We start from the raw sequence: 26,668 nt of genomic DNA on the forward strand, positions 1-26,668 counted from the left end.
CCGAGTACGAACGCGGCTGGTGGCAACAACAGGAAGCCACCCAGCAGCCCGCCTGAAACAAGACCACCGCACTCTACGAAACCCAGGACAGCTCAGGCGGTGGCGCCTCGAATCCACAGCTACGTGGACTGGACACGGGAGATGCTGGAACTCAGCGACGAGTCGCTGTCCGCCGAGCGCCACCTGCCCGCCGCCTACTACGCCCGCGCGGCGCAGTTCTTCCTCCGCCCGGACGATCCGCGGTTCGAGCCTGCCCGGCAGCGCTTCCTGGACAACGCCGAGGCCGGAAACGGCATCACCGCAGCCGATCGCCACCTGGTTCCCTACCAGGCGACACAGCTCACGGCCTACCGCTTCACCCCGGCGCAGCCGCGCGGGACGATCGTCGTCTTCGGCGGGTACGACAGCTACATCGCGGAATGGCTGCCCGCAGCACTCGCCCTGCGCGACGCCGGGCTGGACACCGTGATCTTCGACGGACCCGGCCAGGGCACGGTGCTGGACGCGGGCACGCCGATGACCCCGGACTGGCACCTGCCGGTGGCCGCCGTCCTGGACCACTTCGGCCTGTCCGACGTCACTCTGGCGGGCTTCTCCCTCGGTGGCTGCCTGGCCATGCGCGCGGCCGCCCGCGAGCCCCGGGTCAGCCGGGTCATCGCCTGGGACATCCTCCCCGACCTCCTCGAAGCCTCGAGCAAGCTCTTCGAGACCATCGGCCTCGGCGCGATCGCGGCGAACTTCGACAACATTCCCGCGCCGGTATTCGACGCGGCCATCGAGGAGGCCTGCAGGACCGACCTGCTGACGGAGTGGTTCGTCACGCAGGGCAAGCGTGTGATGGGCACTGCCACTGCGACCGAGGTGTTCAGGGCCTGGCGCGCGTACCGCACCGACGACGTCTCGCACCGAGTCACCCAGGACGTCCTGCTGCTGGCCGGCGCCGCGGACCACTGCGTGCCGCTGCACATGCTCGGCGACCAGGTGCTGACGCTGACCGCCGCACGATCGGTCAGCGCCCGGATCTTCACGGAAGCGGAGCACGCCCAGAATCACTGCCAGATCGGCAACCAGGGCCTGGCGCTCAAGGTGATCTTCGACTGGCTGGACGAGGTCGGCGGCCGGACCGCTGATCCGGCCGCCCAGTAACCCTCCGACGCCGCTAATGCCTGGCGAACCTCCCGAGCCACGGCAGATGCTGGGTCCTGGCGCGGGCGAGAACGCCGACGCGCACACCGATCGACGTCGGTCGTCATGCGGCGGCTGCCGGAGCCCGGGGCGGACCCGCTTCCAGCGGCAGCCCGAGGCTGGGGAATTACGCGAACTCGACCCCGGGCGTGAAGGTCCACATCCGAGCCGCATTCGCAACAGTGTCGCTGGAATGCCGAGGACTATGACTGACCGTTGCAATCGGCCAGTTGAGCGTGGGTCGGCAAGGCAGGCCAGCGGGGTCCACAGGGCGGTCTGGAAGGCGGTGACGCGTCACTGGCCGACGTGCCGTCAGAAGTCGTACGGCTTCTTGGTGCTCCAGTTCAGCACGTCCGCCTCGTTCCAGCTGAACTGCTGCTTCTGGTCCTTCATGACGACGGAGTAGAAGGGGCCGTTGTGACCGTCCGCGCCGCGCAGCGCGAAGGCGAGCGACTGCGCCGTGCGGTTCTTCGAGCCGTAGTCGAAGAGGTTCACCGCGCTGTATGCCGTGCCTCCGGGCCGCAGCGTGATGCGCTTGTCGCCAGCCGGGTTGTCCTTGTTCGAGTGCGGCAGTGCGACGTTGTCGACGTTCCAGTCGAGCACCACGGCCGGGTACGAGGTGACCCAGCAGGGCTTGGTGCCCTCGTTCGCCGCGGTGAGCAGCAGGTGGTCGCCCTGCTGACCGGCGAACCGGTGCACCGCGGTGACCAGCAGCTCGTCCCCACGGCACGGCTGGGCGTCGGCCGTTGTGTCCTTGCTCGCGACCTCCTGCGTCCCGCCCGAGACGGTCTCCGAGCCGGCCCCCTCCTTGGGGGCACCACCGCTGTCGGTCTGCGCCGCGCTGCCCTTGCCGTCCCCGTGGGACGCGGACCGGCTCGGGGCGCTACCAGCGGTGTGGTCGACGCCCGCCGCCTTCGAGCCGTGGCCGGCGCCGCCGCAGGCGGTCAGGCCCAACGCCAGCGCGATGGTGACGGCGGCCAGAGCGGCGGAACGGGCGGTACGGCGGGCACGGTGCGTGGTCATGATGAAAGCTCCCCCATGGTCTGTCAGGACGCGGCATCTCCCCTGCTCCCGCAGGGCGACCGGCCGCATCGGCTGTTTCGCTGCACCCCATGAGATGACGCCGGGGCGAGCGTCGTTCACTCGGGTTTGTCCGCATTCAGTTACAGGCAACTGGGCGCACGCACACGCCGGTGTTCACGCCATACCCGTCAGCGGCGCAGCGCCTCCGACTGCTGCGGCACAGGAAAGGCCACCAGGCGCTCTCACCCCGGTCCGCAAAACGTTTCGCCAGCGGTTCACCGCGTACGCGCCCCCCGCGACACCCAGCCCTGGCACCGAGCAGCCGTACCTTATCCACCCCGAGAATGATCACGTGATGGCACTCGCCTGCCTGTCCGAGTACTGGCGCGATCCGGCCGCACCCAGGACGACGACCCGGCCGCCTGGCTGATGACCTGCACCGTCATCAGCACGGAGGCCACCGACGCAGCCGGCCGCGTCCATCCGCGCATGCCCCTGGCGCTCACCGAGGACCGCTACGAGGCCTGGCTCGCCCCACGCACCAAGACCCCGACCAACTGCGTGCTCTCCTCGGCCAGCCCGCCGACGGACATCTGGACGCCCGTCCGATCTCCACGGCACGACCGGGCGTGGCTGCGTACGCCGGCCCTGGCCGGCAAGGCCTGGCAGCCATCGCTCCCCCGCAGCTGGCGGTGCCGCGACCGGCTCGGGGACCGGACCACGGCACCGCTGCGACCAGACCACCACCAGGAGGACGTTCCCGCCCGTGACACAGCCGCGGATCACCGAATCGCCGCACCGCACACGCAACCAGACGAGTGGCGCCCCCGGTAAGCCCGTGACGCCACGCGGCACCGGCTCGCGCACGCGTGTCCGGCGCGAACGGCGAGAGCCAAGACGGCGGAGCCTGCCTCAAGGCAACCGGGGCACCCGCACACTGCTCGTCGAACGGACCGGGCGGAAAGCGCGCCGTACTCGCGAGCAAACCGGTTCGCCTCCGTGCCAGAACTTCCCACTGTGCGCAGGTAGAAGGCGTAGGCCACCGATGCGATCTGCTCCGCCATCAGGCGCAGCGACCACAGTTTGCCCGGTCGGTCGACATGCGCTGTGCGCACTCGCTGCACCAGGCCCTCGGCCGGCGGCACGCGCAGCGCACGTCTGGAACTGCACGACGGGTATCCCTGGATACGCTGCCTGGCATCGGTCTTCGCTGTGCGTGTGGGGGTGCCTGTGTGTGAGGGAATCGGATGGCTGGCCGACCAGGACGAAGGGCTGGACAGCGTGGTGTTCGCCCGGGATGCCAGCCCGGAAGAGCTGGCGGTGCGGATGGGTGGCACGCCCGGTACCGCCGTGGAACTGACCGGCCCCGACGTCACCTCTCTCCTCCACCGCTCGGAGAGCGGCGACAGCGACGTGGTGCGGGTTGCGGCGTGTGGTGCCTGGTCGTACGCGGTGCTGCACCTGGCCGACCCCGGGCGAAACGACCTGGCCGTCAGAGCATCACGCGGTGGCCTCGAAGTCCTCCAGTACGCGGCGATGACGGATCACCCGCCCGCGCAGGTCACCTATCTGCGTGATGGTCGAACGGTGTGCGGCTTCGGCCTCGGGCGGGAAGCACATCGCTGGGGCCAGGATCCGGACCATCTGCTGCCGGCGCTCGTTGCAGGCGGCATCCTGACCCCAGACGGGACCAGGCACCAACCTGCGCGCCCCGGCTCAGCCGAGAGCGGCCACCGTCTCACTCTCACCGTGCTCGAGCACCACTTCGGGCTGTGCCTGCCCCAAAGCAGTGCGATGCATGCCCCACTGCCCGCCTACACCGTCCGCGGCTCGCTCAGCCTGGGCCCCGACACCGACGCCGACATCATTCGCACCTGGGCCGCCGAGCACGGCTGCCCTCTGAACTGGGGCCCCAGCGGCCACGTACCGACATCCATCCGCGACGCGTACGCCCACGCCACCGGTAGACGCTCACACTGAGGCCGGAACGGAATCGCCCGACCCGGACGCGCTTGCCCCGCGGGCTGCTGCTGATCCTGGCGCCACACCGGCTCTGCCGACACAGCCGGCCGGTGAGAGGCAGGTTTTCGGGCATGCGCAGGGCCGATGGCGCGGTAAACAGGCGGCCACCTCGTGTAACGCAACACCCTCCGAACGGGCTCCGCACCCCGACTGGCCATGGCCGCCGTCATCCAGTCGAGGCGTTTCACAGCGAACCCCGTCGTTCAGAATTCCGAGTCAGCGAACCTCGCTCTTCGTTCCGACGCCTTCGAGTCTGGTCGGAGTTCCGCCTGGGTCAAACGAGCGGTGGAAGGTGAAGGCGTACGGCGCGGAGCCGTATTCGTGGAGGTGCTCCAGCCTGGAAACCCCGTCCTGCCAGGTAGGTATCGCGCCGTCGGGGACCCACCAGAACACGTAAGCCGGGTGCCCTGTCCGCTCGAACCAGTCGTAACGCCTGTTGAGCGCCACGCGGTGCAGGCCGGTGTAGATGGCATCGAAGGCGGGTCGCAGGCCGCTCCAGAGTGAGAGGGTCGCGGCCAGGGCGGTGGTTTCCGCACTGCGGCCTTTGCCGTACCAGGCCGGAACAACAAACTCTCCCCATTCACCCCAGTCCGCGTCGAAGAGTACGCCTTGGACGTGGTGTGCCGGTTCAGCATGAGTGATATATCCGGGCTGCCGGCCGATCTCCCGGTAGACGGCCTCACCGGTCTCGTAGAACTCCCGAACAAGAGGTGCGGGATCGGTGAGGGGTGACTTCAGGACGCCGAACGTGTACAGAGCAAGATGGGGCATGCGTCTCTCCCTGGCCGAGTGGGCCTGATGGGGAAGTCCCTGACGGTCTCGCCGTCCGGGCGTGGACTCGATTCGATGGCCTGCCCGTCGGGTGGAGAGTTGTGGGCGTGATCGACTCAGCTTGATGGAACTCCTATGCGACTGTGGGCGCCGCCGAATGACAGGTGACGATAACCACCTCCGCAGACTTTGTCGAAGTTGCGTTTTCCCTCTTCAAGTGGCCTCTTGCAGAGGCCCTCGCGGCCGTGGGGCGGCTGGTCGTGCAGTGGCATGACCCAGGCGAGGACGGTGCTCGATCACCACCCGGTGGCCAGCCAGATGGTCAGGGCCGCGGTGGCGATGAGCCCGACGTTGAGTGCGATCCGGCGGTCTTCGCCGGTCAGGTGGACAGTGACCGCGCCGGTCTGCAGGAGTACGAAGCCGATGGCTGAGGCCGGCGCCAGCGAGGGAGCGATGCCTGTCAGTGGCGGCAGGATCAGGCCGGTCGCGCCGAGTATTTCGACCGTCCCCAGCGCCCTGAGGGCGGGCAAGGGGATGCGGTCGACCCAGGCCATCATCGGTCGGAGTTGATCGCGGCTGCGGATCACCTTCAGCGTGCCTGCGTAGAAGTAGAAGACGGCGAGCAGTCCCGCGACGATCCAATAGGCGGTGTTCATGGTTCCCGTTCCTGGGCCACCGCTTCGCGGGGACCCGTCGATTGCGTCGAATGCCAGGGAAGCCCCTGGAGAAGGTACGGTCCGTCGTCCGAGGGAACGGACATGGGCGGGAGCGCCACGGCCCTGCCGGTCGAAAGGCGGGGCGGCCGGGCCGTTCCCCTCCGTCGACTTCAGGCGAGGTCGGTGGCGGGCTCGGTCGCGTAGCGGCTCATCGCGTCGATATTGGCCTGCGGCGTCAGCGGCCGGCCGTCGGCGAGCACTTCCTGGAGGTCTCGGAAGTACTGCAGGTACAGGTCGGGGGTGAATGTGCTGAGCATGACGGCGGGTTGGTCGGTCAGGTTGGCGAAGGTGTGAGGGGTACCGGGCGGAACCATCACGAGCGTGCCCGTGGTGGCGTCGTAGTCCTCGTCCCCGACGGTGAATCGCACGGTGCCGGAGAGGATGTAGAAGCCCTCGTCGTGTTGGCCGTGGCGGTGCTGCGGCGGTCCCTGGGTGCGCGGGGCGAGGACGGACTCGGCGATCGCGAGGCGATGTCCGGTGTGGCTGCCGTCCTCCAGAACGCGCATGTGCGTGGTGCCCAGAACAATCGTCTCGCCGCCGCCGGGACCCACCACTGATACGGCGGGGTCGGTCTGCGGCTCGCTGGTCTTTGCTTCTTCGGTCATGCTCACGAGTGCACCGCCGGGGTCCCGCCAGTGTCCAAGACCCATTTCGCAGCGCTGATACCCCATGAGTATCGTGGCAGCGTGGAGCTACGGAGCTTGCGCTACTTCGTGGCCGTCGCCGAGGAACTCCACTTCGGCCGAGCCGCCACCCGACTGCACATGAGTCAGCCGCCGCTGAGCCGGGCGATCAAGCGGTTGGAGGCCGATGTCGGGGCCCTGCTGTTCGTCCGCTCGCCTGCCGGGGTCACGCTCACGCCGGTAGGCGAGGTGCTGCTCGACGAGGCGCGGGCCCTGCTCGACCATGCCGACCGGGTCGGTGTACGCGTGAGCGCGGCGGCCGGCGTCGCGATCATCACCGTCGGTATCCTGGGCGACGGCAGCGACCCGGGAGTGTCCAGGCTGGCCGCCGCCTACCGCCGAAGCCACCCCGGCATCGACATCCGCATCCGCGACACTGATCTGACCGACCCCACGTGCGGGCTGCGCACTGGACTGGTCGACGTCGCGTTGACCCGGGCGCCGTTCGACGAGACTGCCCTGACGGTGCGTGTGCTGCGAACCGATCCGGTCGGGGTGGTCCTGCGCGCCGACGATCCGCTGGCCCGCCGCGACCGGCTGCGGCTGGCCGATCTGAGTGGACGCCGCTGGTTCCAGTTCCCACAGGGCACCGACCCCATCTGGCAGTCGTACTGGAACGGCGGCAGGCCGCGCGAGGGCCCAGTGGTCCGCGCCGTCCAGGAATGCCTGCAGGCCGTGCTGTGGAACGGCACGGTCGGCCTGGCCCCGCTCGGGCACGACCTGCCCGCAGAGCTGGCCGTGGTGCCGCTGATCGACATGGCGCCAAGCCGAGTGGTGGCGGTGTGGAACGAAGGCAATACCAACCCGTTGATCCGATCCTTCATCGAGATCGCGACGGCCGCGTACCGCCACTGAGCACCAGCAACCGGTGCTGCGGCAGCTCGTGAACAATTCGAACGCTGCGGCCCTCGGGACTGCCTCCAGAAGTGGTGAACATCTGCTGCCCCTTCTCAGGCTCTGGCACATTTCGTGCAGCGGCCACTCTGAGTGGCGTCTGAGCGTTCCGGCCGCGGCTTCCAAGTCGCCCGAATTGGAGCCCTGGAGTGGGCGGTTGGGCTGAGATCCGGGCTGTGGAAGAGGTCGTGCTCCGGCTGGAGGAGCTGTTGTTCCCGTCGATCGCGGACGTCGCGGTGCTATCGGTGGACGTGACCATCCAGATAGTGCGCGTTGAAGCGCATTGCACCACGGTCGGCGCCGCGTGCCCGGGGTGCGGGGCTTGGTCGACCCGGGTTCCGCGCTCATGCTCACCGACCGACGGGGCGAGTGCCTGCCGGACTGTCTCGAGGCTGTCCGGCAGGAGGATCTGCCCGCGTCGACGAACCAGAGGACATCGACCAACGCCTCCGCCAGAGCGTGGGTCAGCGACGAGTACACGGGCATCGGAACGGGCTCCCACCAGGAGGCCTACACCGCGCGGCCATCCCGCCACATGCCACCGACACTGCGGTCGGTGAGCCCGCCACAGAAGTTGAGCCAGAGCCCATCCGGGTGGCGCCCCGGAAATGTGGTGCAGCTCACCCGGAAACGGTGACAGGGGGTTGTCGCGGACAGCTGTGATTGTCGACGGCATGACGATCACCGATAAGGACTGTCTGGCCGAGACTCTGGCGTTCAACGAGCAATTCGAGGCTACTGCCGCGAGCCGCCCGGCGCGTGAGGAGATGCCGGACACAGCCGCGCTGGCCGCCCTGCGACGCAACCGGCTCGGTGGTGACACGCCACCAGTGCGACTGCCGCAGGGTCAAGATCGCGTCGTCGCCGGTGAGGTGAGGGTCCGGACGTTCATACCCCACCGCGTCGACGGCGTGTACCTCCACTTCCACGGAGGCGGCTGGGCGTTCGGCTCCGCAGACGGGCAGGACGAAAGACTATGGCGACTCGCCGAACAGACTCGGCTCGCCGTGGTCAGCGTGGACTACCGCCTCGCACCGGAACACCCTTTCCCCGCCGGGCCCGACGACTGCGAAGCCGTCGCCCGGTGGCTGGTGGACCGCGCCGCGACCGAGTTCGGCACCGAGCGGCTGCTGATCGGCGGTGAATCGGCCGGTGCCCACCTGAGCGTCGTGACGCTGCTGCGCCTTCGTGACCGGCACGGCATCACCGGCGCTTTTCAGGCCGCCAACCTGCTATTTGGTCCCTACGACCTGTCGATGACGCCGAGCCAGCGATCATTCGGCTCCAAGCGGCTGCTGAGCAATACCGACACCCTGCGGCGGACCTACGAGATGTTCACACCCGGCATGGGAGCAGAACAGCGCCGGGATCCCGACGTCTCACCGCTGTTCGCCGACTTGGCCGGTCTGCCGGCCGCCCGGATCGTCGTCGGCACCGAAGATCCGCTGCGGGACGACTCGCTGTTCCTGGCCGCGCGGTGGCAGGCGGCCGGCGCGCCCGTGCAGCACAGCGTCGTCGCCGGCGCCATGCACGGCTTCACTCTCTTCCCGCTGACCATCACCGAACGCGAACTGCGCCGTGAGCAATCCTTCCTGTCCACCACAGGACGGTAGCGTCACCGGCATGAACCGCACTGCCCGGCTGTATGCACTGGTGGAAGAGCTGCGCGCGGCGGCGCCACGGCCGCTGACGGTTGCGGCACTCGCCTCGCGCTTCGAGATCAGCACACGCACCGTGCAGCGTGACCTCCAGGCGCTGTTGGAGACCGGCGTCCCGGTGCGCACCACACCGGGACGCGGCGGGGGCTGGTCGATCGACCCGGCAATGACCCTGCCTCCGATGCACTTCACCCCCGAGGAAGCCTCGGCACTGGCCGTCGCCCTCGCCGCGACCGACGACTGGGCCCCGTACGCCGGCGCGGCCCGCACAGCGGCCCAGAAGATCGCAGCGTCGATGACCGGCCCTGCCTCGGCGGCGGTACAGGAAATGGCCGCACGGATCATTGCGCTGCCCACGCCGTCCAACTCCGAGGTCCGCACCGCAGTGGAACAGGCCCTCATCACCAACACCGTCCTGCAGTTGTCCTATACCGACGCGGCAGGACACGAAAGCGACCGCGTAGTGGAACCGGCCGGACTGCTCACCGCCGACGGCCACTGGTACCTCATCGCCTGGTGCCGCTCGCGACAGGCCGGCCGCGGCTTCCGGCTGGACCGCATCACAGCAGCAGCTCCAACCACCGAGCAAGCACACCGCCACAACCTGACCGAGCTGCTGCGCGGCTCGGCCGCAGCCGGCGCGGTGCAGCCCACCACGCTGGCTCCGCTCACGCCCCGCAGTGAGGAGCCGCAGTCCGCTTCGGGTGGCGCCGGGCGGGGGCCATGCGATGGAAGCCCGCACTCCAGGCCTCCGGCATCGCCTTCGACATCGCCTTCGACGGCCGATCTCCGTCGTCCGCGCCGTCAGCGGGTTGATGACCACCGCAACGAACAACGGCGTCGCCGGCAGCAGCTGTATCAACCCGCCGACCAAGCTCCGCCCATCACCGGGCCACCGCCGGCAACCTGACGACGTGGCAGGCGTCTAATGATCCGCGTGCTGCCCGTGCGAGGTCTCGGGCTGCCGTATCCACGCGGCCAGCAGCCGAAGCGCCTCTTCCGAGCTGGAGCCTGCCTCGGCGGTGTACACACTCAGCCGCTGGTCCGGGTCGGCGGGCAGGGTGAGGGACTCGTAATGGAGGGTGAGCGGGCCGACGACCGGGTGGTGGAAGTGTTTGCTGCCATGCGTGTGCCGATACACGTTCTGGTCGGCCCACCAGCGGCGGAAGTCCTCGTCCCTGATCGAGAGTTCGCCGACGAGTTCGGCCAGCAGTGGATCGTGGGGATGGCGTCCGGCGTCGCGCCGGAGCGAGGCGACGATGTCCTGGGCGTGGGTGTCCCAGTGGGTGTACAGCGAGCGGGCGGTCTCGTCGCAGAACATGAACCGCACCAGGTTCCGCTCGCGGTGCGGAAGCGCGTCGAAGTCGGTGAGCAGCGCACGTGCCATCTGGTTGGACGCGAGTACGTCCAGTCGCCGCCCCAGCACAAGGGCGGGGGTGTGCTCGAGGATCCGGAGCAGGTCGCGCAGTCCCGGGCGGACCGGCTGTGGACGCGTCGCCGTGCGCCGGGGCCTGCCTGCGGCGGGTTTGGCGAGCTGGAAGAGATGGGTGCGTTCGACGGGATCGAGGCGTAGCGCGCGGGAGATGGCGTCCAGCACGGTCTCGGAGACGTTCAGTCGGCGTCCGCGTTCCAGGCGTACGTAGTAGTCGACGCTCACGCCCGCCAGGTGCGCGATCTCTTCGCGGCGCAGTCCCGGCACGCGCCGAGGGCCGCCGTCGTCGGACAGGCCCGCCTGGCGCGGGGTGATCCGTGCCCGACGGGAGCGGAGGAACTCACCGAGAGCTGTGTTGCGGTCCATGCCGTTCACGATAGGGCCGTAGATCGCCCCTGCGGCCCGCGAAAGGGGGACTGGCAGTCCCCCGGTCCGGCCGTCCCCGGGGCGAAGCGGACCCCCTCGAAGCCGATCAGCAGCCGATTTTGGTGCTGAAGTGGAACGGGTCGAGACCGGCCGGGGCCCAACCGCCCCTCGGTCGGCCTCTGTTCGCATCGCACGAAGGGAACTCCTGTGTCCAACACCAAGACATTCCTGATCACCGGCGTCAGCACCGGCCTGGGCCGCGCACTCGCCCGCGCGGCGCTGGCCGCGGGCCACCGGGTGGTGGGAACGGTGCGCACGCCCGCCGACGCACGGGCCTTCGAGGCGCTCGCCGGCGACGCGCACGCCCGCATCCTGGACGTGACCGACCATGACGCGGTGGACACGGTCGTGGACGAGACCGAGCGCGACCTGGGCCCGGTCGACGTACTCGTCGCCAACGCCGGGTACGGCCATGACGGCCTCTTCGAGGAGTCGTCGATGGATGACCTTCGCCGTCAGTTCGAGGTGAACGTCTACGGAACCGTGGCGGTGATCAAGGCCGTGCTGCCGCACATGCGGGAGCGCCGCTGCGGCCACATCATCGCCGTCACCTCGATGGGCGGGCTGATCACCATGCCGGGCCTCAGCTTCTACCACGGCAGCAAGTTCGCGGTGGAGGGCATCCTCGACACGCTCGGCAAGGAGGTCGCCGATTTCGGCATCCATGTCACCGCCGTGGAGCCGGGCAGTTTCCGGACCGACTGGGCCGGCCGTTCGATGACCCGCGCACCCCGTGCGATCGCCGACTACGACGAGCTGTTCGAGCCGCTGCGCGCCCGGCGTATCCACGGCAGCGGGCACCAGCCGGGCGACCCGGACAAGGCCGCGGCCGCGGTGCTGCGCATCGTGGCGGCCGACCAGCCACCGAGGCACCTGCTCCTCGGCACCGACGCGCTCCGGCTCGTCCAGGCCGGACGCGACGCCTTCGAGCGCGACATGCGGGCATGGGCCGAACTGTCGGCCTCCACCGACTTCGACGACGTCAGCCCATCCGCCTGACGACGCTCGCTGCCGGGCCCCCAGCGCGGGGCCTCGACGGCGACCGCCATCACCAGGAAGGCCCGCTCTTGGTCCACCACAGCCGGTCCTCCGCCTACACCCGCCTGAAACGTCGGGCGGTTGGAAGCCGGCAAACCGTACACGAACCTCAAGTGCGCAGCCAGAGCCGGATCGAGGCGACGGTGACCGTCCCGTGAAAGACGTAGGCCCTCTTGTCGTAACGAGTCGCGACCGCACGGAAGAGGCTCAGTCGCGCAGCACCCGGGCGTAGGTCTCCCAGGACTTCTGAGCCGGGCATCCGGCACTCGGACGTTCACGGAGCCACCGATTGAGACCTGCTCACGGGCGACAACGACGGCACGGGCGTCTTCACGATCCCCAAACACCCCGTCAGGCGTCGCCTGCACGGTGTCGAGCGCTTTGTCATCACTCACGGTGATGAGTACTTGTATGTGCCGAGGCTCAGGGTGCTGCACTGGCTGGCCGATCTCGGTGCCTGAGCCAACTCATGCTGGGCTTTCCGGTTCCGCCTGTTCATGGACCTGGGATGGCCCGTCTACGATCAGCCGCCATGGACTGGCTGGAGCGGACCGCGAGACTGAGGCAGTGGACCAGGAACGGGACGCGCGCGCCGCACAAGCCGCTGCTGCTCCTGTATGCCCTTGGCCGATTCCAGCAGGACTCGGAGGGCAGCCTGCGCTACAGCGCGGTGGAGCAGGACTTGCAACGGCTGCTGGCCGAGTACGGCCCTCCGAACTCGACGACGCCCGCTTACCCCTTCCATCACTTGGTCAGCGACGGCGTATGGGAGGTCCGCACCGATCGGGGGCCCGGCAGCCCGGGCAGCGGAGTGCGGGAGCTGCGCGAGACGGGTGCCACCGGACGGCTGGCGCCGGACTTGAGAGCGGCGCTGCGGCGCGACCCTCAACTGCTCGGCAGCATCGTGCGATTGCTGCTCGACCTGCACTTCCCGCCCTCCCTCCATGGCGAACTGTGCGAAGCCGTCGGCCTGGAGCCGGAGCCGGCGCGGATCGAGCAGCTCTCGGCCGCACGCAGGCAGCGGGATGGGCGGATGCGGGAGCTGGTGCTGACCGCCTACGAGTACCGGTGCGCCTTCTGCGGCTACGACGGCAGGATCGGCGCGGTGCCGGTGGGGCTGGAGGCCGCCCATGTGCGCTGGTGGGCGTTCGGCGGTCCCGACGAGATCGACAACGGGTTGTGCCTGTGCTCGTTGCATCACAAGCTCTTCGACAAGGGCGTCCTCGGCGTGGGAGAGGATCAGCGCATCCTGGTCTCGCAACGCTTCGTCGGCCACAGCGCCGCCGCCCGCGAGCACGTCATAGCCCTCGCGGGCCGTCGACTCGTCGGCCCGCAGCCCGGCGCACGCCCCGTCGCGGCCGCTCACCGCGACTGGCATGCCCGTCAGGTCTTCCACGGCGAGCCACGCCCTGCCACGGCAGCCTGAACGCCCTGTACTGGTCGGCGTCGCTGCGCAAGCGAGTCCAGGGTTCTCGGCGTCGCTCCTGGAAGCTAGGCGTCAGTTCGTCGTGGCGGTGGTGTGGTGCGGTCGGTTGTGTATCAGAAAGGCTGAGGCGAGGGCCGCGCACAGGAACACGGCGGCGATGAAACGGCCATGCCGACGTGGACGCCGGAGGCGAAGGCGTCGCCGATCGCGGCGGTCATGTTCGGCGAGGCCGCTCGGTGGCCGCCGCTGCCGGTGGAGACGGCGTGCTCGACGGCGGGCCAGGCTGCTCGGGGCACGTGGTGAGCGCCGAGGCCGGCCGGCAGTTGGGAGTGTGGCGTGCGAGGAGCTCGTCGGACTCCAGGTCGAGTGCCGCCAGGGAGTGCGTGGCGGTCCGTATCTGTCCCAGAGTGGTGGCCGCGTGGATGCCTTGGATGCCTTGGCCGGCGACTTCGCCGACCACCAGTGCGGTGCGGGCGCCGGGCAGCGCGAAGGTGTCGAAGCCGCCGCCTCCGCCCACATCGGAGGGCACGTGCAACTGCGCGGTTTCAGCGGTCGTCTGCGTCACAGGGCGGGGAAGCAGCAGGTGGCGCTGGATTGTCAAGGCGATGGTGTGTTCGCGGGTGTAACGGCGGGCGTCGAGGATGCACAGCGCGGTGTAGGCGGCCACGGCGACGGCGAGGGTGACATGGCCCTTGTCGTAGGCGTCGCTCTCAGGGGCGTGGTGATCAGGCTGTGGGCACCGGAGGCGCGGAGCGCCTCAGCACGCGGCGGGACGGCCGCCAGCCAGGGCGCTTCGGGACCCAGAGCGACGAGTCGGGGCTTGAGGTCGGTCAGCGTCTGGGCGTAAGGCGTCGGGAACGGCAGAGCGCGCACGTCACCCACCGGATGCGCCTGAAGTTGCTCCTCGCCGCCACTGCGGCCGAAGGCGGCACGGCGCAGCGGCACCTCCGGTCCGAGAGGACTCGGCGGAGGATCCTCGCCACGGACCACCGCATCCACCACGTCCACCACGGCCACATCGGCGAGACCCGGCACCACAGCCTGCACCAGTTCCTCGCAGGTGACCACCACGTCGAGAGTCCGTCCCACGCGCTCGCGCACCGAGCCAGCCGTCGGGCCGCAGGCTGGCCCGGCGACGTGCCCCTGCCATGTCTCCGGGCCGTCTGTGGGCCGTCCGAGGCGAGTCAACGGTGACAGCCGACGACAGCCGACAACCGGGGCGGCGCAGACGAGAGAGCCGCCGTGATCAGTGCCGGTGGGCCGTTCGCTCGATCACTGCGCTACGGCCGTGTCGGACTGCCTGCTGCCGTTCTCGATCAGAGACGTGCGTGCGGCCTGCAGCAGTTCTTCGGAGAGCGGGTTGCCCCGGGTGGCGCGGGCGAGGACGAGGGCACCGACCATGGTGCAGAGCTGGACCAGGCCGTCGTCTTCGCCGGTGGCCAGCCGAGCGGCGCGGTTCCGTACCCCGTTGACGTACACCTGCTGGGAGCGGGCGGCCTGGTCGGGGTCGCGCGCCAGGTCGGCGGCGAATCCAGAGACGGGGCAGCCGTCCCCGGCGTGATCGCGGTGCCAGATCGAGAGGTAGTCCTCGATCAGCGCCTGGCGGGCGGCCTCGTGTTCCCCGGCGTGCTCCTCGTGCGCCGCCGACGAGTGCGCCGCCGGATCCTCGAAAGCGTGGGCGATGGCCTTGTCGACCAGGTCCTCCTTGGAGGCGAACTGCTTGTAGAACGCGCCATGGGTGAGCCCAACGGCTTTCATCAGGTCGGCGATGCTCACCGCGGCGCCTTTCTCCCGGAACATCCGGGAGGCGGTGGCCACGACGTGCTGCCGGTTCTCCTGTGCTTGCGCCTTGGACACGCGGCCCACGGAATCACGCTCCCCAGATGGATGTCACTTGTCATCTATCCTAACCTGTGTTTAGTGTGACTGCGACATCTAATTAGGTTACTGGGATGACCCCGCAGGTCAAACGGGGCCTCGCGCTGTCTCACACCGTCTGAGGCCGGCGGCCTCCTCCCCGTTCGCAGAACCACCGACAGCACTGGAGATCCTTGTGGCATCACCACCCGCCCCCACCGACTCCTCGACGCCCGCGGGGTCCATGCCACGCCTGCCGTCCGCGCAACGAAGGGTTTCCGAGGCGGTTCACCGCCGGCGCTGGGCCATCCTGACCGTGCTCTGTTTCAGCCTCCTGGTGGTGATGCTGGACAACTCGATCCTCAACGTGGCGACGAAGACCATCGCCCAGCCCGCTCCCACCGGACTCGGCTCCACTCAGAGCCAGTTGGAGTGGGCGATCAACTCCTACACGCTGGTCTTCGCCGGACTGCTCTTCACCGCGGGTCTGCTCGGTGACCGGCTCGGCCGCAAGAAGGTGCTGCTCTTCGGCATGCTGGTGTTCGGCGCGGGATCGGCGCTGTCCGCGTTGTCGGCCTCCTCCGGACAGCTCATCGCCTTCCGCGCCGTGATGGGCTTCGGCGGCGCCTTCATCCTGCCCGCCACCCTCGCGATCATCATGAACGTCTTCGAGCGCGAGGAGCAGCCCAAGGCCATCGGCATCTGGACCAGTGTGGTCGGTTTCGCCATCGCCCTCGGCCCCATCACCGGTGGCATCCTGCTGCAGCACTTCTGGTGGGGCTCGGTCTTCCTGGTCAACGTGCCCATCGTGGTCGCCGCGGCGGTCGCGATGGTGGCGATCGTCCCCGACTCGAAGAACCCCACGCCCGGCAAGCTCGACCCGGTGGGCGTCGTGCTCTCGATCCTTGGCCTGGTCTCACTGATCTACGGCATCATCAAGGGCGGCCAGGAGGGCGACTTCATGGTGGCCCAGTCATGGGGCCCGATCGTTGCCGGCCTGGCGCTTCTCGGGGTCTTCGTCGTCTACCAGCGCGGCAGCAACCATCCGGTCCTCGACGTCACCTGGTTCCGCAACCGGCGGTTCTCCGCGTCCGTCGCCGCCATCGGCCTGGTCTTCTTCGCCCTCACGGGCGTCACGTTCTTCAGCGTCTTCTACAACCAGAGCGTGCGCGGCTACAGCGTCCTGCAGTCCGGTCTGCTCGTGCTGCCGCTGGCCGCCTCCCAGATGTTCTTCGCCCCGCGGGCCCGGCTGGTCGTCGACCGCTTCGGTGCCCGAGCGGTGTGCGCCAGCGGCCTCGTCCTGACCGCCGTGGCCTTCGCCGGCTTCCTGCTGCTCGGCCAGGCCACCCCCATCTGGGTTCTGGAGGTGCTGTTCTTCCTGATGGGTACGGGGATGGCGCATGTGATGCCGCCCGCCACCGTCATGATCATGTCGTCGCTCCCACGGGAGAAGGCCGGCTCCGGATCCGCGATCAACAACACCTTCCGGCAGGTCGGCGGGGCCTTGGGGGTCGCCCTGCTGGGGGCGTTGCTGTCCACCACCTACCGCAGCGGCATCACAGGCCACCTGAGCGCACTGCCCGCCTCCAAACGGCACGCCGCAGGTGAATCCGTCGAGGCGACCCTGTCCGTCGCCGAGAAACTCGGACCGACCGGAAAGGCGCTGGTGCAGCCCGCCCACGACGCCTTCATCCATGCCATGCACATCACCGCAACAGGGTCGGCTGCCACCGCCCTGGTCGGCGCGGTCGTCGTGCTTCTCTTCCTGCCACGCAAGGACACCGCCGTGCCCGCCGGCCGTGACGAGCCCGAACGCCAGACCGCAGGGGCCCAAGAGTGATCAGGAATCATCCTCGCGACGCGCCGGAGGCGGCCGCCTGCCGGGGACGCCCCGCAGCGCCGCCGACACCGCCATGACCGAGAGCCTGCTGCAGCGCGGCATCGACACCGGGAGAGCCGCAGCGACGTCGATCTGCTGTCGTGCGCGATGCAGCGGCCGGGCTCCTGGCTGGAGGAGGGGCTGTGCGGGCGGACGGTCGGCACGATGCTCGAAGGAGTGCGCCTGCGCGGGTGAGACATGAGCTGACTTCGGCGGCGCTGACCTCCTCCGCCCGCCCAATACAGGATCCCCCGACACCACCGGAGACACCCCTGTGAATCGCCACCCGGATCAGCGGTGACATCGCCGGGCCAGCGCGTTGCTGACCGCTCCACTGACGCTCTGATCACACCTGAAATCAGATATTCCATTACTCCCGAGGAGATCGACTGATGATTGCCAACAACCTTGTTCTTATCCCCGGTGCCGGCGGCGTGGGCCGTACCGTCTTCGAGCACTTGCGTGCTCAGGATGTACCGGTGCGTTTCATGGTCCGGCGCGAGGACGAGCGCGCGGCTGAGCTGCGGGCGCTCGGCGCGGAGGTCGTCATCGGTGACCTGACCCGGCCCGAGACTGTAGCGGCCGCGCTGCAAGGCGTGGCGCGGATGTACTTCGCGATGCGCGTGTCGCCGGACCACCTGCTGGCGGCGACCGTGGTGGCCTCCGTTGCGAAGGAGTACGGGAAGCTGGAGGCTCTGGTCGACCTGTCGCAGATGACGGTGTCGACCATGACCGCCACCAGCACCAAGGAGTCGCACCAGCAGCGGCTGCACTGGCTGGCGGAGCAGGTACTGAACTGGTCGGGTCTGCCCGTGGTGCACATCCGGCCGACAGCGTTCCTGGACAGTCCGCTGTTCACCACGATGGCGGCGCGGTCGATTCAGGAGAACGGCACGATTGCGCTGCCGTTCGGCACCGGACGCACCTCGCCGGTCGCCGTGGACGACGTCGCCCGGGTCGTCGCCACCGTCCTCCACGATCCGGCTCCGCACATCGGGCAGGTCTACGAGCTGACCGGACCGCGCTCGGTCGACATGACGGAGCTGGCCGCGGAATTCTCGCGGGCGCTGGGACGAACGGTGTCCTACGTGGACGTGCCGCCGGAGAGGTGGGAGGCACAACTCCCGAAGCTGGGGATGCCGCCGCATCTCGAACAACACGTCGCCACCATGGCGAAGCTCCACCGGGAAAACCGCTACAACCGCACCGCCGACGGTGTCGAGCGCGTGACGGGCATCCACGCCCAGTCGATCGAGGCGTTCGTAACCGCCCGAAAGGACTTCTACCTGGGCTGAACAGCCCCGGCCAGGGCCGGCCCGGGGTGACTTCCATCGCGGGGCCGGCCGGGCCCCCAACCTTGACTACGGAAGTCCGGGGAGACATCCGCCGCCCGCCCAACCCCGGCCGGAGCCGGGGCGATGGTCACCCGTCGGCCGGCCCGGTCCGGGAAGACAAGGAGGGTCGGCGGCCCTCGCGTTCCTCACCGCTTGTGGCCGTTGTGGCTCGGGCGCGCCTCTGCGGGCCGCTCACCCGGTTCAGGTGGAGCGGTGCCGCCGCCGGCCCGCCAGACGGAGCTTCGACGCTTCGGCGGCGTGCCGCTCGGATCCCCGTCGGCCCCCGACACGAAACAACCCCGCACCGACCGGTCAGCGGAATCTCCGGACCCGGACGACCAGCGACCAACTACGAGTTTCCGACTCAGATCACCAGTTAGTCACCGTGGTCGTCCTGCAGCATGCGGCGACGTTCCTGTTCGCGCTTGGAGTAAGCGGCTGCCCGGATCGCCTCGTCGCTCTCCAAGCCCGATCCCAGCGCGCCGCCCACCGTGGCGATCGAAGCGACGAACCAGGACAACGTCCAGTATTCCGTGGCGTGCAGCGGAGTTCGTGTCATGGAAGCGAACACTCGGTCGTTGAGGATGAACAGCGCCGACGCCAAGTTGATGACGATCAAACCTCCGTAGCAGACGAGGACCCCGAAACCCACGGTCATGACCGTCGAGGCGTTGTAGAGGCTCGTCCTCTTCCTCTCCTCCGGCGAGGCGTCTGTTGATCGATGCCACAGGTGCGCGTCTACGATCAGCCAGCCGATCATGAGCCCGACAGACGCGACCATCGCGATCAGGAGGCGCGGCGTGCTCAGGGACGCGGCCAGGTTCCAGATGGTGGAGTTCACGGTGGCGACAGCTCCCGTGGCGAGTGCGGCCGCCAGGGCTTTCGACAAGCCCGGCACCAACCGCCACGGCTGGTTGGCGCGGACCATACCGCCGAGCACCCTCAGGTAACCGCGCGGCCCGCTGACGACGTACCGCAGATCAGCGGTCTCCTCCTCACCGACCGGGCCCGGGTGGACAGGCGCGAGACGGCTGACGAAGGGCCCCAGAAGTGGCTGACTCCGCGGAGGTCCCTCAGCCCCAGTGGCCCGCGGACCCGCCAAGCTGAGCACGGCTTCTTCGACGACGCGCCGGGCCCTCGTCTGCAGACGCAGGCCCCCCAGCGCAGGAAGAGACAGCAGCACCAAACCGTGTTCGTGGCTCATATCCACAACGAGCTTGCGCCCGTGTGAGTGCAGCGGAAGGTCGGTGAGGGCCACGACGATGTCCCAATTCTCCGCACTTCCGCGATCCATGATCCGGCGTATCAGGGTGGGCGGGTCCTCGGTCCCTGCGGTGAAGGGCTCACTGACCACCTCGACCTCGAACCGTCGATCCTGGCCCGACTTGTCGGCGAGCCGAGCAGAAAGTGTCGGGGCCATCCGCTGCGCGATCTCCGTCGGCGCGTCCGGATCCGCCAGGAGAGTCACGACCGTAACGTCCTGAGGCGACACCCACATGACTGGACCCTTCTCGTCGGCTGCCCCCGCGATCGCAAGTGCCCACAGGATGACCCCGAGGAAACGTCGACGCCGCGTGACACGCTGGCACCCCCAGCAGGTGCAGGCAGTACGGCCAGGTCTCCTCGTTCTCCCAGTACAGGGCCTGCTCCCACCACTGGGCCACGATCGCGTGCGCCATCGCGAAAACCAGCTCCGGCCGCGCCCCGGCACGCAACGCACACCGCGCCACCGACCGCGGCGCTTCGGCGTCCGGCCCGTGAGCCGGAGTCCGGCACTGCCCTGCCACCTGGGAGGATCGGAACGCCCTGCGAGGCACGGGGGCACGTCCTGCCCGGCGTCCGCGGGCGGTTGCGACTGGTAGGCGGGATGGTCCGCGTCAACTGGCCCTGGCAGCTGTTCACTACCCTCTCCCGAGCGCTCCCTGGCGTATGCACCACCGCGCCGTTCGGCCTCATCAGCAGAGGCATCTGGGGGGCGCCCTTTACGCGGGGCCACTCCGCGACGCGGTTTCACCCCGCTGTCGGTCCGCACGTCCATCCGAATACCCGGGCAGTCGGACGCCTGGGCCTGGCAGGGCAATACGGGGAGGTTAATTGGGCCCGACATGTCAGCCTTGGACTCGGCGGGATAGTGCTTCATCCCCACAGGGACTCCGTTCTCCCTGACCACCAAGTCCAAGTATCTCCGGTGTCCAAGATCCGGGGCCCGGGCCCCCACGGCTGCCGCAACTACCAAAGGCGGTCATTTCGAAGTCAGCACGCTTCGGTTCAGCAAGTCCTTCTACCAAGTCGGCTGAGCAACCGCCTGCCCTCCCCCTACGCATCTCCCGACGTCAAGGACGCGCCCGCCAGCGGAGGTTGTCCCAACTCACCGATCCCCCATTCCGAACCCCGTGGGACCGTCGGTTCGTGAGAGACATATCAGCACGGAGAACCGGGGCCGGCGTGGCCGGATTTGTGAGATCGGCGGTGCGCTGACCGGTGGGCTGGAAGGGTCCATGGGTGAGGGCAGCGCCGGTTTCGTGGGTGATGGTCCGGTGCGGTTCGGTGTGCGAGGCCGGTGGCACGTCGGCGCAGGCGCCGATGAGGCGCTGGTCCGCTGCCGGGAGGTGGAGGATGCCTGCGGTTGTGTTCCGGGGTGCGACTGTTTGCGCTTGGCGGAGGGGCAGGCAGAAAGGGCGTGAGCGGTCACCGTCGTTCGGCCGCCGTGTGCCGTCGGCCGCAGTCCGGACACACCCCGGAGAGTTCCACCGTGTGCCGGACGTTCGCGAAGCCAGAGGTCTGTGCGATGGTGTCCGCCCACTGCTCCACCGGGCCGGAGTCGACGGGGCGGCTCAGGCCGCATTCGGTGCAGATGAGGTAGTGGCGGTGGTCGGGTCCCCGGCGGTAGCGGAAGAGGCGTTCACCGCTGGTGTCGCGGACCATGTCGGCCCGGCCTGCGGCGGCCAGGGCGGTGAGGGTGCGGTAGACCGTGGACAGGCCGACCGGTGAGCCGTCGGCGGCGAGTCGGTCGTGGAGCGCCCGGGCGCCGACGAAGCCCTGGGCTCGGATGAATGCGTCCACGACCACGGTGCGTTGGCGGGTGAGCCGGCCGATCAGTATGACGTCGGGCGACGGGGCGGCGGCGTGCTGTCGGTCGCTTGCCATCAGTCAGCGTGCCTTCGCTCATGTGCCGACGGGGACGGCGGTTGGCGTACGAGGACCGTGGGCGGGCCGTCGTATCAGGAAGGTGGCGGTGTATACGGCCGTGGCGGCGGCCATGATGGCGAAGCTCGGCGGCATCCTCGGCACCGCGTACGAGGCGAACAGCCCCGCCCACATCTCCAGCACCGCCAGGGCGGCGGAGAGGGCGAGGGCGCGATAGGGGCGGTCGGTGAGCCGGATCGCGGCGCCGGCGGGGGCGGCGAGCAGGCCGAGCAGGAGCAGGGAGCCGACCGCCTGGGTGGCCTCGGCGGCGCTGGTCCCGGCCAGGGCGAGGAAGCCGTAGCCGAGCAGGCGGACCGGTACCCCGCGGGCTGCGGCCACGGCCTCGTCGAGCGTGGCGAACAGCAGTGGTCGGGCGATGAGGACCACCAGCAGGGCAACTCCTGCGGCCACCAGGGCGGCGACGAGGGCGCTGCCTGTGGAGATGCCGAAGATGGAGCCGAACAGCACACTCACCCCGGCGGTGCCGTTCGTGGTGCTGCGCGAGGTGGTGTAGAGGGTGATGAAGAAGGCGCCCAGGCCCAGGATCCAGGAGAAGACACTGCCGATGACCACGTCGTCGGGGCGTGCCTTGCGGCCGAGGGTGCCGAAGAGCAGCGCCATGGCGATGGTGGCGGCGAACAGGCCCAGGCGCAGGTCGGCGCCGAAGGCGAGAGCGGCCATCGCGCCGGTGAAGGCGACATGGCTGAGCGCGTCGCCGGTGAAGACCTGGGCCCGCAGCACCAGGAAGTAGCCGACCAGTCCGCAGGCAACGGCGATGGCGGTCCCGGCGAGGAAGGCGTGCAGGAAGAACGGGTGGGACCACGCAGAGGTGGCGAGCAGGACGGTCATGCGACCACCTGCTTGGCACTGGGCGCGGTCCCGGCCCGGGTACGACTGAGTACCTCGCGCAGCGCGCGCCGGCCCAGCGCGAGCAGGTATCCGGCGAAGGCGATGGTCGTCACGAAGAAGCCCAGCGGGTAGGGCGAGTAGTAGGCGGCGGTCAGCCCCAGCCAGGTCGCGGCGAAGGCCAGCAGGACGGCCAGGGCCAGACTCAACGCGGGGCGGGGAGTGAGGACTTGTGCGGTGGCGGCCGGGATCACCATGAGGGCGAAGACCAGGAGGGTGCCGGTGATCTGGCTCGCCTCGGCGGTGGCCGCGCCGAGCAGGGCGAGGAAGACCACCGACAGGGCGCGGACCGGCACTCCGCGCCCGGCGGCGACCTGCGGGTCGACGGAGGCGAACAGCAGCGGCCGTCCGATCAGCGCCAGCACCGCGAGCACGACCGCGCCGACCACCGTCAGCACGGTCACCTGGGAGGAGGTGATTCCCAGGAAGGTGCCGAAGAGGATGGTCTGCGGTCCCTCCAGCAGGCCCCTGTACAGGGCGGTGAACAGGAACCCGGAGGCGAGCAGGAACCCCTGCACGGTCCCGGTCAGCGCCGACTCCTCGTGCTCGCCGCCGCCGCGTAGAGCCGCGATGACCAGTGCGGCGGCCACACACAGCGTGAAGTACCCGTAGACCGCGCTGAATCCGAGCAGGAGCGCTCCGGCGGCGCCGGGGAAGGCGACGGCGGAGACGGTGTGCGCGGCGAACGTCTGCCGCCGCAGCACCACGAACCAGCCCACGACCGCGGAGACCACGGCCACGACCGCGCCGGCGCGGAAGGCGTTGACCATGAACGGGTACGACCACATGTCCTGGAAGTCGGTCAGAAGGTTCCACGACCAGGACGGTGCCCCAATCTCAGCCAGCAGCATGACCGCTCCTCGGGGTGTCGTGCCGGTCGGTGTGCACGGCCGGTGCCTCCGGCTGGCCCACAACGACCAGCCGGCCGTCCGAGGTGCGCAGCACCTCGACCGGTGTGCCGTACAGCCGGGTCAGCGTCTCGGAGGTGATGACCTCCGCCGGGGTGCCTGCGGCGGCCCGGCCCTGGGCCAGGTACATCACCCGGTCCAGGTGGTGGAGGATCGGGTTCACGTCGTGGGCGACCATGACCACCGAGACGCCTTCCTGGTGGCAGATGCGCCCGATCAGCGCCGCGACGGCGCTCTGGTTGGGCAGGTCGAGGCTGTCCAACGGCTCATCGAGCAGCAACAGTTCGGGCCTGCGGACCAGTGCCTGGGCGATCAGCAGCCGCTGCTGCTCGCCGCCGGAACACTGCCCGATCGGCCGGTGTGCGTACGCCGACGCCCCGACCAGCTCGATCACCTCGTCCACCCGCGCGCGGGCGGCCCGCCGACGCTCGCTTGGGAACGGCAGCGGTACTCCCCACCGGTCGCCGTCCAGGCCCATGCGCACCACGTCGATGCCGCGGATGCGCAAGGTGGCGTCGAAGCTGCGGCGCTGCGGCAGGTAGCCGATGCGGTCGCTGGCCTGCCCGGGCCGGGCGCCGAGCACCTGTACCTCGCCGGCCGCCGCGGGCAGGGCGCCCAGCAGTACTTTGACCATGGTGGACTTGCCGACGCCGTTGGGACCGAGCACGGCGGTGAACTCGCCGGCCCCGATGCGAAGGTCCACCCCCGACCACAACGTCCGGCCGCCTACCCGCACGGCGGCCCCGCGCAGGGCGACCACCGGATCGCTTCCTGTTCCTGTGGCCGTGTCGTGCCCCCCGCTTCGGCGGCTGGGGACGGCGTGACCGCTGGTGTATGTGACGGCTTCGCGGGCCTTCGCTATCGGGTTCATGGCTATTGGTTCACTTCCCGGTGGCCTTGGCCAGGGCCTGCTCGATGCCCTGCAGCTGGGTGGTCTGCCACTGCTGGAAGGAGGCCCCGGCGGGGGTGAGGGTCTCCGTCACCGTGGCGACCGGGATGCCCTGCGCCTTGGCCTCCTTGACCTGCGCCTGGACGTCCGGCGTGGAGTTCTGCGAGTTGTAGACGTAGATCTTGATCTTGTTGTTCTTGATCTGCTGGTCGATGGTGGCCTTGTCCTTGGCCGTGGGGTCGGAGCCCTCGCTCATCGCGTCCAGGAACGTCTCCGGGGTGAGCATCTTCAGTCCCAGGCCCTCGGCGAGCGGCGTGACGATGGACTCGGAGGCGCCGATCGGAGTGCCCGCGTACTTCGCTTTGATCCCGGCTATGAGCTTGTTGTAGCCGGCGAGCGTCTTCGTCTCGAAGGTCTTCTTCTGCTGGTCGAAGTAGGCGGCGTCGGCCGGGTCGATCTTCTTGTAGTCGGCGGTGATCTTCTCGATGACCTGGTGGACGTCGTCCGGGGAGTACCAGCGGTGCGGGTTGCCGCCGGGCTTGATGCCGACCAGGTCGCCGATCTTCAGCTGGGTGCGCCCGCTGCCGGGGTTGGCGGCCAGCAGCTTGTCGGCCCAGGCGTCGTAGCCGATGCCGTTGACGATCGTGTACTGGGCGCCGGCCACGGTGCGGGCGTCGGCGGCGGTCGGCTCGTAGTCGTGCGGGTCGGCGTCCGGCCTGGTGATGATGCTGGTCACCTTCACGTGGCTGCCGCCGAGCTGGGAGGCGATGCTGCCCCAGAAGTTCTCCGCCGCCACCACCTGGATCGTCTTTCCCGAGCCGCTGCCGCCGCCGGTCGCGGCGGTGTTGCTGGTGTGCGAGGAGGAGGTCGAGCAGGCGGCCGCTGTCAGGGCCGTCAGGGCGGCCGTCGCGGTGACCAGGGCGATCCTCGCGGTCGGCCGGGCTGAACGGGAGGCGGGGGCGGTGGACATGTGGGAACTCCTTCGGGCGATGCCGGGCGCGCGGCGGACACGCGCCGACCGGCTGGCGACACTTCGACGCTAGATGGAAATGATTTTCAGATCAATCTTAGATGAAAACCGTTGCCATCTTTTGACTGTGCGCACGACTGCTCGGGGACTCCGCAGGTAGGGAGTGCGGCGGATACCCGTCCGGACAAGCGTTGGCGGGTGGTTCGGCGATGCCGGGTCCGCCCTGCGCTGCCCAGCGCAGCAGGTCGTCGGTGCTGTCGTCGTCCATGGCGAAGCCCACCCAGACGGCGCGGCCTCCGGCCCGGCGCCCGGCAGTGGAGGGCTGGACGACGATGACGTTGGCCTGGTCGCGGGGGCCGAGGCAGTCCGTCGTACGGACCTGGAAGCCGCCTTCCGTCGCGCCGGCGCACAGCCGGTCCAGCTGCCAGCCGTGGTCGGCGCCGGGGTGTTTGCGGGGGTTGCCGCAGCAGCAGCCCCGGCATACGACCAGGGTGCAGGGGCGGGCAGTGGCCGCCCGGAGCACGGACCGGTTCACAGCGCGGTCCGGGACGGCACGCCGTACGTCCGGATCCGGCCGTCCCGCCAGGCGACGGCCAGCAGGTGTGAGCCCGCCCAGGCCAGTGCGGCGACCGCCGCGCCGGTGCCGTCCAGTTCGCGCGCCGGCCGCAGGCGTGCCTGCGGCCGCCCGGCCGTGGCGTGCCACAGGGCTACGGTGCCGTCGGCGCCGCCGCTGGCCAGATGCCCACCCGCCCCGGGCCGCCAGGCGAGCGCGGTCACCGTCTCATGGCAGCGCAGTGAGCGCGGTGCCGTGCCCTCGGGGCCCTTGCCGGAGAAGTCCCACACCGTCACGTCGGGTGCGCCGTCGGCGGCCAGCCAGAAGCCGGTGTCGTCGAAGGCGAGGCGGGAGACCTTCTCCGGGTAGCCGGACATGGTGAGTTCGCCGCCGTCGCGGGTGCGCCAGATGTGGATGGAGGCGTCCTGGTTGCCGCTGCAGATCCACCTCCCGGTGGGTGCGACGGCGAGCGCGAGGTGCGAGCCGACGTAGGGATAGGTGGCGACCGGTTTCTCGGTGTGCCGTTCGTGGCAGCGCACGGCACCGTAGGCGGCTACGGCCAGGCGTCGTCCCTGTCGCATCCAGGCGAGGTCGGTCACGGTGGACGCGGCGGGCTCCGTACGCCACAACTCCTGGCCGTCGGTGTCGAGTACGAGTGCTCGGCGGCCGGAGGCGACGGCGACGCGTGTGCCGTCGGCCCAGGCGGCGGCGGCCGACCAGGCGCCGGACTCCCGCACGGTCGCACGTCCGTCGGAACGGCGCCACACGGCGTAGCCCATGGGCCCGGTCGCCACCACGTGCTCGGCATCCGGGGAGAGCGCAGTGTTGAGTGCGCCTCCGGGAAGGTCGAAAGACCCGATCTCGGCGCCCATCGCCACGTCGAGAACCTTCACGGTCCCTTCCGCCCCCGCC

The 26,668-nt window shown here is 69.5% G+C and carries 25 protein-coding genes and 2 pseudogenes; 10 read left to right on the plus strand and 17 right to left on the minus strand.

The window, feature by feature from the left end; genetic code table 11:
* The first annotated feature begins 99 nt into the window (after window positions 1–99).
* A complete protein-coding gene (locus AB0950_RS31950; RefSeq protein WP_366779967.1) occupies window positions 100–1,146 on the plus strand; it encodes an alpha/beta fold hydrolase in 1,047 nt (348 codons plus the stop codon).
* A gap of 351 nt (window positions 1,147–1,497) precedes the next feature.
* Here AB0950_RS31950 and AB0950_RS31955 read toward each other — a convergent pair whose 3' ends face one another.
* Window positions 1,498–2,208, minus strand: a complete 711-nt coding sequence (locus AB0950_RS31955) for a DUF4232 domain-containing protein (RefSeq protein WP_366779968.1) — start codon at window positions 2,206–2,208, stop codon at window positions 1,498–1,500.
* A 316-nt stretch (window positions 2,209–2,524) separates the two neighbouring features.
* On the opposite strand from AB0950_RS31955, the pseudogene AB0950_RS31960 reads away from it, so the two are divergent.
* Window positions 2,525–2,828: pseudogene (locus AB0950_RS31960) on the plus strand (SOS response-associated peptidase family protein); the annotation flags it as partial.
* A 162-nt stretch (window positions 2,829–2,990) separates the two neighbouring features.
* Here AB0950_RS31960 and AB0950_RS31965 read toward each other — a convergent pair.
* A complete protein-coding gene (locus AB0950_RS31965; protein WP_366780034.1) occupies window positions 2,991–3,545 on the minus strand; it encodes a DUF6417 family protein in 555 nt (184 codons plus the stop codon).
* On the opposite strand from AB0950_RS31965, the gene AB0950_RS31970 reads away from it, so the two are divergent.
* Window positions 3,427–4,188, plus strand: a complete 762-nt coding sequence (locus AB0950_RS31970) for a hypothetical protein (RefSeq protein WP_366780036.1) — start codon at window positions 3,427–3,429, stop codon at window positions 4,186–4,188. The two genes, AB0950_RS31965 and AB0950_RS31970, sit on opposite strands and share 119 nt — an antisense overlap.
* Window positions 4,189–4,446: 258 nt before the next feature.
* On the opposite strand, the gene AB0950_RS31975 is transcribed toward AB0950_RS31970, so the two are convergent.
* The 3 genes from AB0950_RS31975 to AB0950_RS31985 all read right to left on the minus strand — a co-directional run bounded on the left by AB0950_RS31975 (window position 4,447) and on the right by AB0950_RS31985 (window position 6,322).
* Window positions 4,447–5,001, minus strand: a complete 555-nt coding sequence (locus AB0950_RS31975; protein ID WP_360160409.1) for a DUF3291 domain-containing protein — start codon at window positions 4,999–5,001, stop codon at window positions 4,447–4,449.
* 296 nt (window positions 5,002–5,297) lie between these two features.
* A complete protein-coding gene (locus AB0950_RS31980; protein ID WP_366779969.1) occupies window positions 5,298–5,657 on the minus strand; it encodes a DoxX family protein in 360 nt (119 codons plus the stop codon).
* Between the two features lie 170 nt (window positions 5,658–5,827).
* Window positions 5,828–6,322, minus strand: coding sequence for a cupin domain-containing protein (locus AB0950_RS31985; RefSeq protein ID WP_360569429.1), 495 nt, complete (start codon window positions 6,320–6,322; stop codon window positions 5,828–5,830).
* Window positions 6,323–6,418: 96 nt separating this feature from the next.
* Between AB0950_RS31985 and AB0950_RS31990 the strand changes: the two genes are divergently transcribed.
* The 3 genes from AB0950_RS31990 (at window position 6,419) to AB0950_RS32000 (ending at window position 9,862) form a co-directional block, all read left to right on the plus strand.
* The gene (locus AB0950_RS31990) at window positions 6,419–7,255 is read left to right on the plus strand and encodes a LysR substrate-binding domain-containing protein (protein WP_360160406.1); all 837 of its coding nucleotides are present in this window, start codon (window positions 6,419–6,421) and stop codon (window positions 7,253–7,255) included.
* Window positions 7,256–7,953: 698 nt separating this feature from the next.
* Window positions 7,954–8,907: an alpha/beta hydrolase gene (locus AB0950_RS31995; protein ID WP_366779970.1), complete on the plus strand. Its 954-nt coding sequence runs from the start codon at window positions 7,954–7,956 to the stop codon at window positions 8,905–8,907.
* A 10-nt stretch (window positions 8,908–8,917) separates the two neighbouring features.
* Complete coding sequence (locus tag AB0950_RS32000; protein WP_366779971.1) at window positions 8,918–9,862, plus strand: YafY family protein; 945 nt, start codon at window positions 8,918–8,920, stop codon at window positions 9,860–9,862.
* 15 nt (window positions 9,863–9,877) lie between these two features.
* Here AB0950_RS32000 and AB0950_RS32005 read toward each other — a convergent pair whose 3' ends face one another.
* Window positions 9,878–10,750 (minus strand): helix-turn-helix transcriptional regulator, encoded by an 873-nt coding sequence (locus AB0950_RS32005; protein ID WP_360160403.1) that lies wholly within the window; start codon window positions 10,748–10,750, stop codon window positions 9,878–9,880.
* Window positions 10,751–10,957: 207 nt separating this feature from the next.
* On the opposite strand from AB0950_RS32005, the gene AB0950_RS32010 reads away from it, so the two are divergent.
* Complete coding sequence (locus AB0950_RS32010) at window positions 10,958–11,809, plus strand: oxidoreductase (protein ID WP_366779972.1); 852 nt, start codon at window positions 10,958–10,960, stop codon at window positions 11,807–11,809.
* Window positions 11,810–11,957: 148 nt separating this feature from the next.
* On the opposite strand, the pseudogene AB0950_RS32015 reads toward AB0950_RS32010, so the two are convergent.
* Window positions 11,958–12,062 (minus strand): annotated as a pseudogene (locus tag AB0950_RS32015) (IS5/IS1182 family transposase); the annotation flags it as partial.
* A 318-nt stretch (window positions 12,063–12,380) separates the two neighbouring features.
* Here AB0950_RS32015 and AB0950_RS32020 point away from each other — a divergent pair.
* Window positions 12,381–13,274, plus strand: a complete 894-nt coding sequence (locus AB0950_RS32020; protein ID WP_360569439.1) for a phosphorothioated DNA-binding restriction endonuclease — start codon at window positions 12,381–12,383, stop codon at window positions 13,272–13,274.
* Between the two features lie 214 nt (window positions 13,275–13,488).
* On the opposite strand, the gene AB0950_RS32025 is transcribed toward AB0950_RS32020, so the two are convergent.
* Together AB0950_RS32025 and AB0950_RS32030 are read right to left on the minus strand one after the other, a co-directional pair.
* Complete coding sequence (locus tag AB0950_RS32025) at window positions 13,489–13,941, minus strand: hypothetical protein (protein WP_366779973.1); 453 nt, start codon at window positions 13,939–13,941, stop codon at window positions 13,489–13,491.
* A gap of 605 nt (window positions 13,942–14,546) precedes the next feature.
* The gene (locus AB0950_RS32030; protein WP_366779974.1) at window positions 14,547–15,140 is read right to left on the minus strand and encodes a TetR family transcriptional regulator; all 594 of its coding nucleotides are present in this window, start codon (window positions 15,138–15,140) and stop codon (window positions 14,547–14,549) included.
* Between the two features lie 235 nt (window positions 15,141–15,375).
* Between AB0950_RS32030 and AB0950_RS32035 the strand changes: the two genes are divergently transcribed.
* Together AB0950_RS32035 and AB0950_RS32040 are read left to right on the plus strand one after the other, a co-directional pair.
* The gene (locus AB0950_RS32035; protein WP_366780035.1) at window positions 15,376–16,971 is read left to right on the plus strand and encodes an MFS transporter; all 1,596 of its coding nucleotides are present in this window, start codon (window positions 15,376–15,378) and stop codon (window positions 16,969–16,971) included.
* 431 nt (window positions 16,972–17,402) lie between these two features.
* A complete protein-coding gene (locus tag AB0950_RS32040) occupies window positions 17,403–18,305 on the plus strand; it encodes an NmrA family NAD(P)-binding protein (protein WP_366779975.1) in 903 nt (300 codons plus the stop codon).
* Window positions 18,306–18,720: 415 nt separating this feature from the next.
* Here the strand turns inward: AB0950_RS32040 and AB0950_RS32045 are convergent, their stop codons facing one another.
* From AB0950_RS32045 to AB0950_RS32080, 8 genes are all read right to left on the minus strand, one after another.
* A complete protein-coding gene (locus AB0950_RS32045; protein WP_366779976.1) occupies window positions 18,721–19,842 on the minus strand; it encodes a hypothetical protein in 1,122 nt (373 codons plus the stop codon).
* Between the two features lie 1,190 nt (window positions 19,843–21,032).
* Window positions 21,033–21,491, minus strand: a complete 459-nt coding sequence (locus AB0950_RS32050; protein WP_360569451.1) for a Fur family transcriptional regulator — start codon at window positions 21,489–21,491, stop codon at window positions 21,033–21,035.
* Window positions 21,492–21,509: 18 nt separating this feature from the next.
* Window positions 21,510–22,379 (minus strand): metal ABC transporter permease, encoded by an 870-nt coding sequence (locus AB0950_RS32055; protein ID WP_360160395.1) that lies wholly within the window; start codon window positions 22,377–22,379, stop codon window positions 21,510–21,512.
* Window positions 22,376–23,287, minus strand: a complete 912-nt coding sequence (locus tag AB0950_RS32060) for a metal ABC transporter permease (protein ID WP_366779977.1) — start codon at window positions 23,285–23,287, stop codon at window positions 22,376–22,378. The genes AB0950_RS32055 and AB0950_RS32060 overlap by 4 nt, the downstream gene beginning before the upstream one ends.
* Window positions 23,274–24,047 carry an ATP-binding cassette domain-containing protein gene (locus AB0950_RS32065; RefSeq protein WP_366779978.1) on the minus strand — a complete coding sequence of 258 codons (774 nt, stop codon included), beginning with the start codon at window positions 24,045–24,047 and terminating at the stop codon, window positions 23,274–23,276. Before AB0950_RS32065 ends, AB0950_RS32060 begins: the two co-directional genes overlap by 14 nt.
* Window positions 24,048–24,225: 178 nt before the next feature.
* Window positions 24,226–25,203 (minus strand): zinc ABC transporter substrate-binding protein, encoded by a 978-nt coding sequence (locus tag AB0950_RS32070; RefSeq protein ID WP_366779979.1) that lies wholly within the window; start codon window positions 25,201–25,203, stop codon window positions 24,226–24,228.
* A gap of 97 nt (window positions 25,204–25,300) precedes the next feature.
* Window positions 25,301–25,738 carry a (2Fe-2S) ferredoxin domain-containing protein gene (locus tag AB0950_RS32075; protein WP_360160391.1) on the minus strand — a complete coding sequence of 146 codons (438 nt, stop codon included), beginning with the start codon at window positions 25,736–25,738 and terminating at the stop codon, window positions 25,301–25,303.
* Complete coding sequence (locus tag AB0950_RS32080; RefSeq protein WP_360160390.1) at window positions 25,735–26,649, minus strand: hypothetical protein; 915 nt, start codon at window positions 26,647–26,649, stop codon at window positions 25,735–25,737. Before AB0950_RS32080 ends, AB0950_RS32075 begins: the two co-directional genes overlap by 4 nt.
* Window positions 26,650–26,668: the final 19 nt, after the last annotated feature.

Origin of the sequence: Streptomyces sp. NPDC007189 (assembly GCF_040703635.1) — a bacterium.
Lineage (GTDB): Bacteria > Actinomycetota > Actinomycetes > Streptomycetales > Streptomycetaceae > Streptomyces.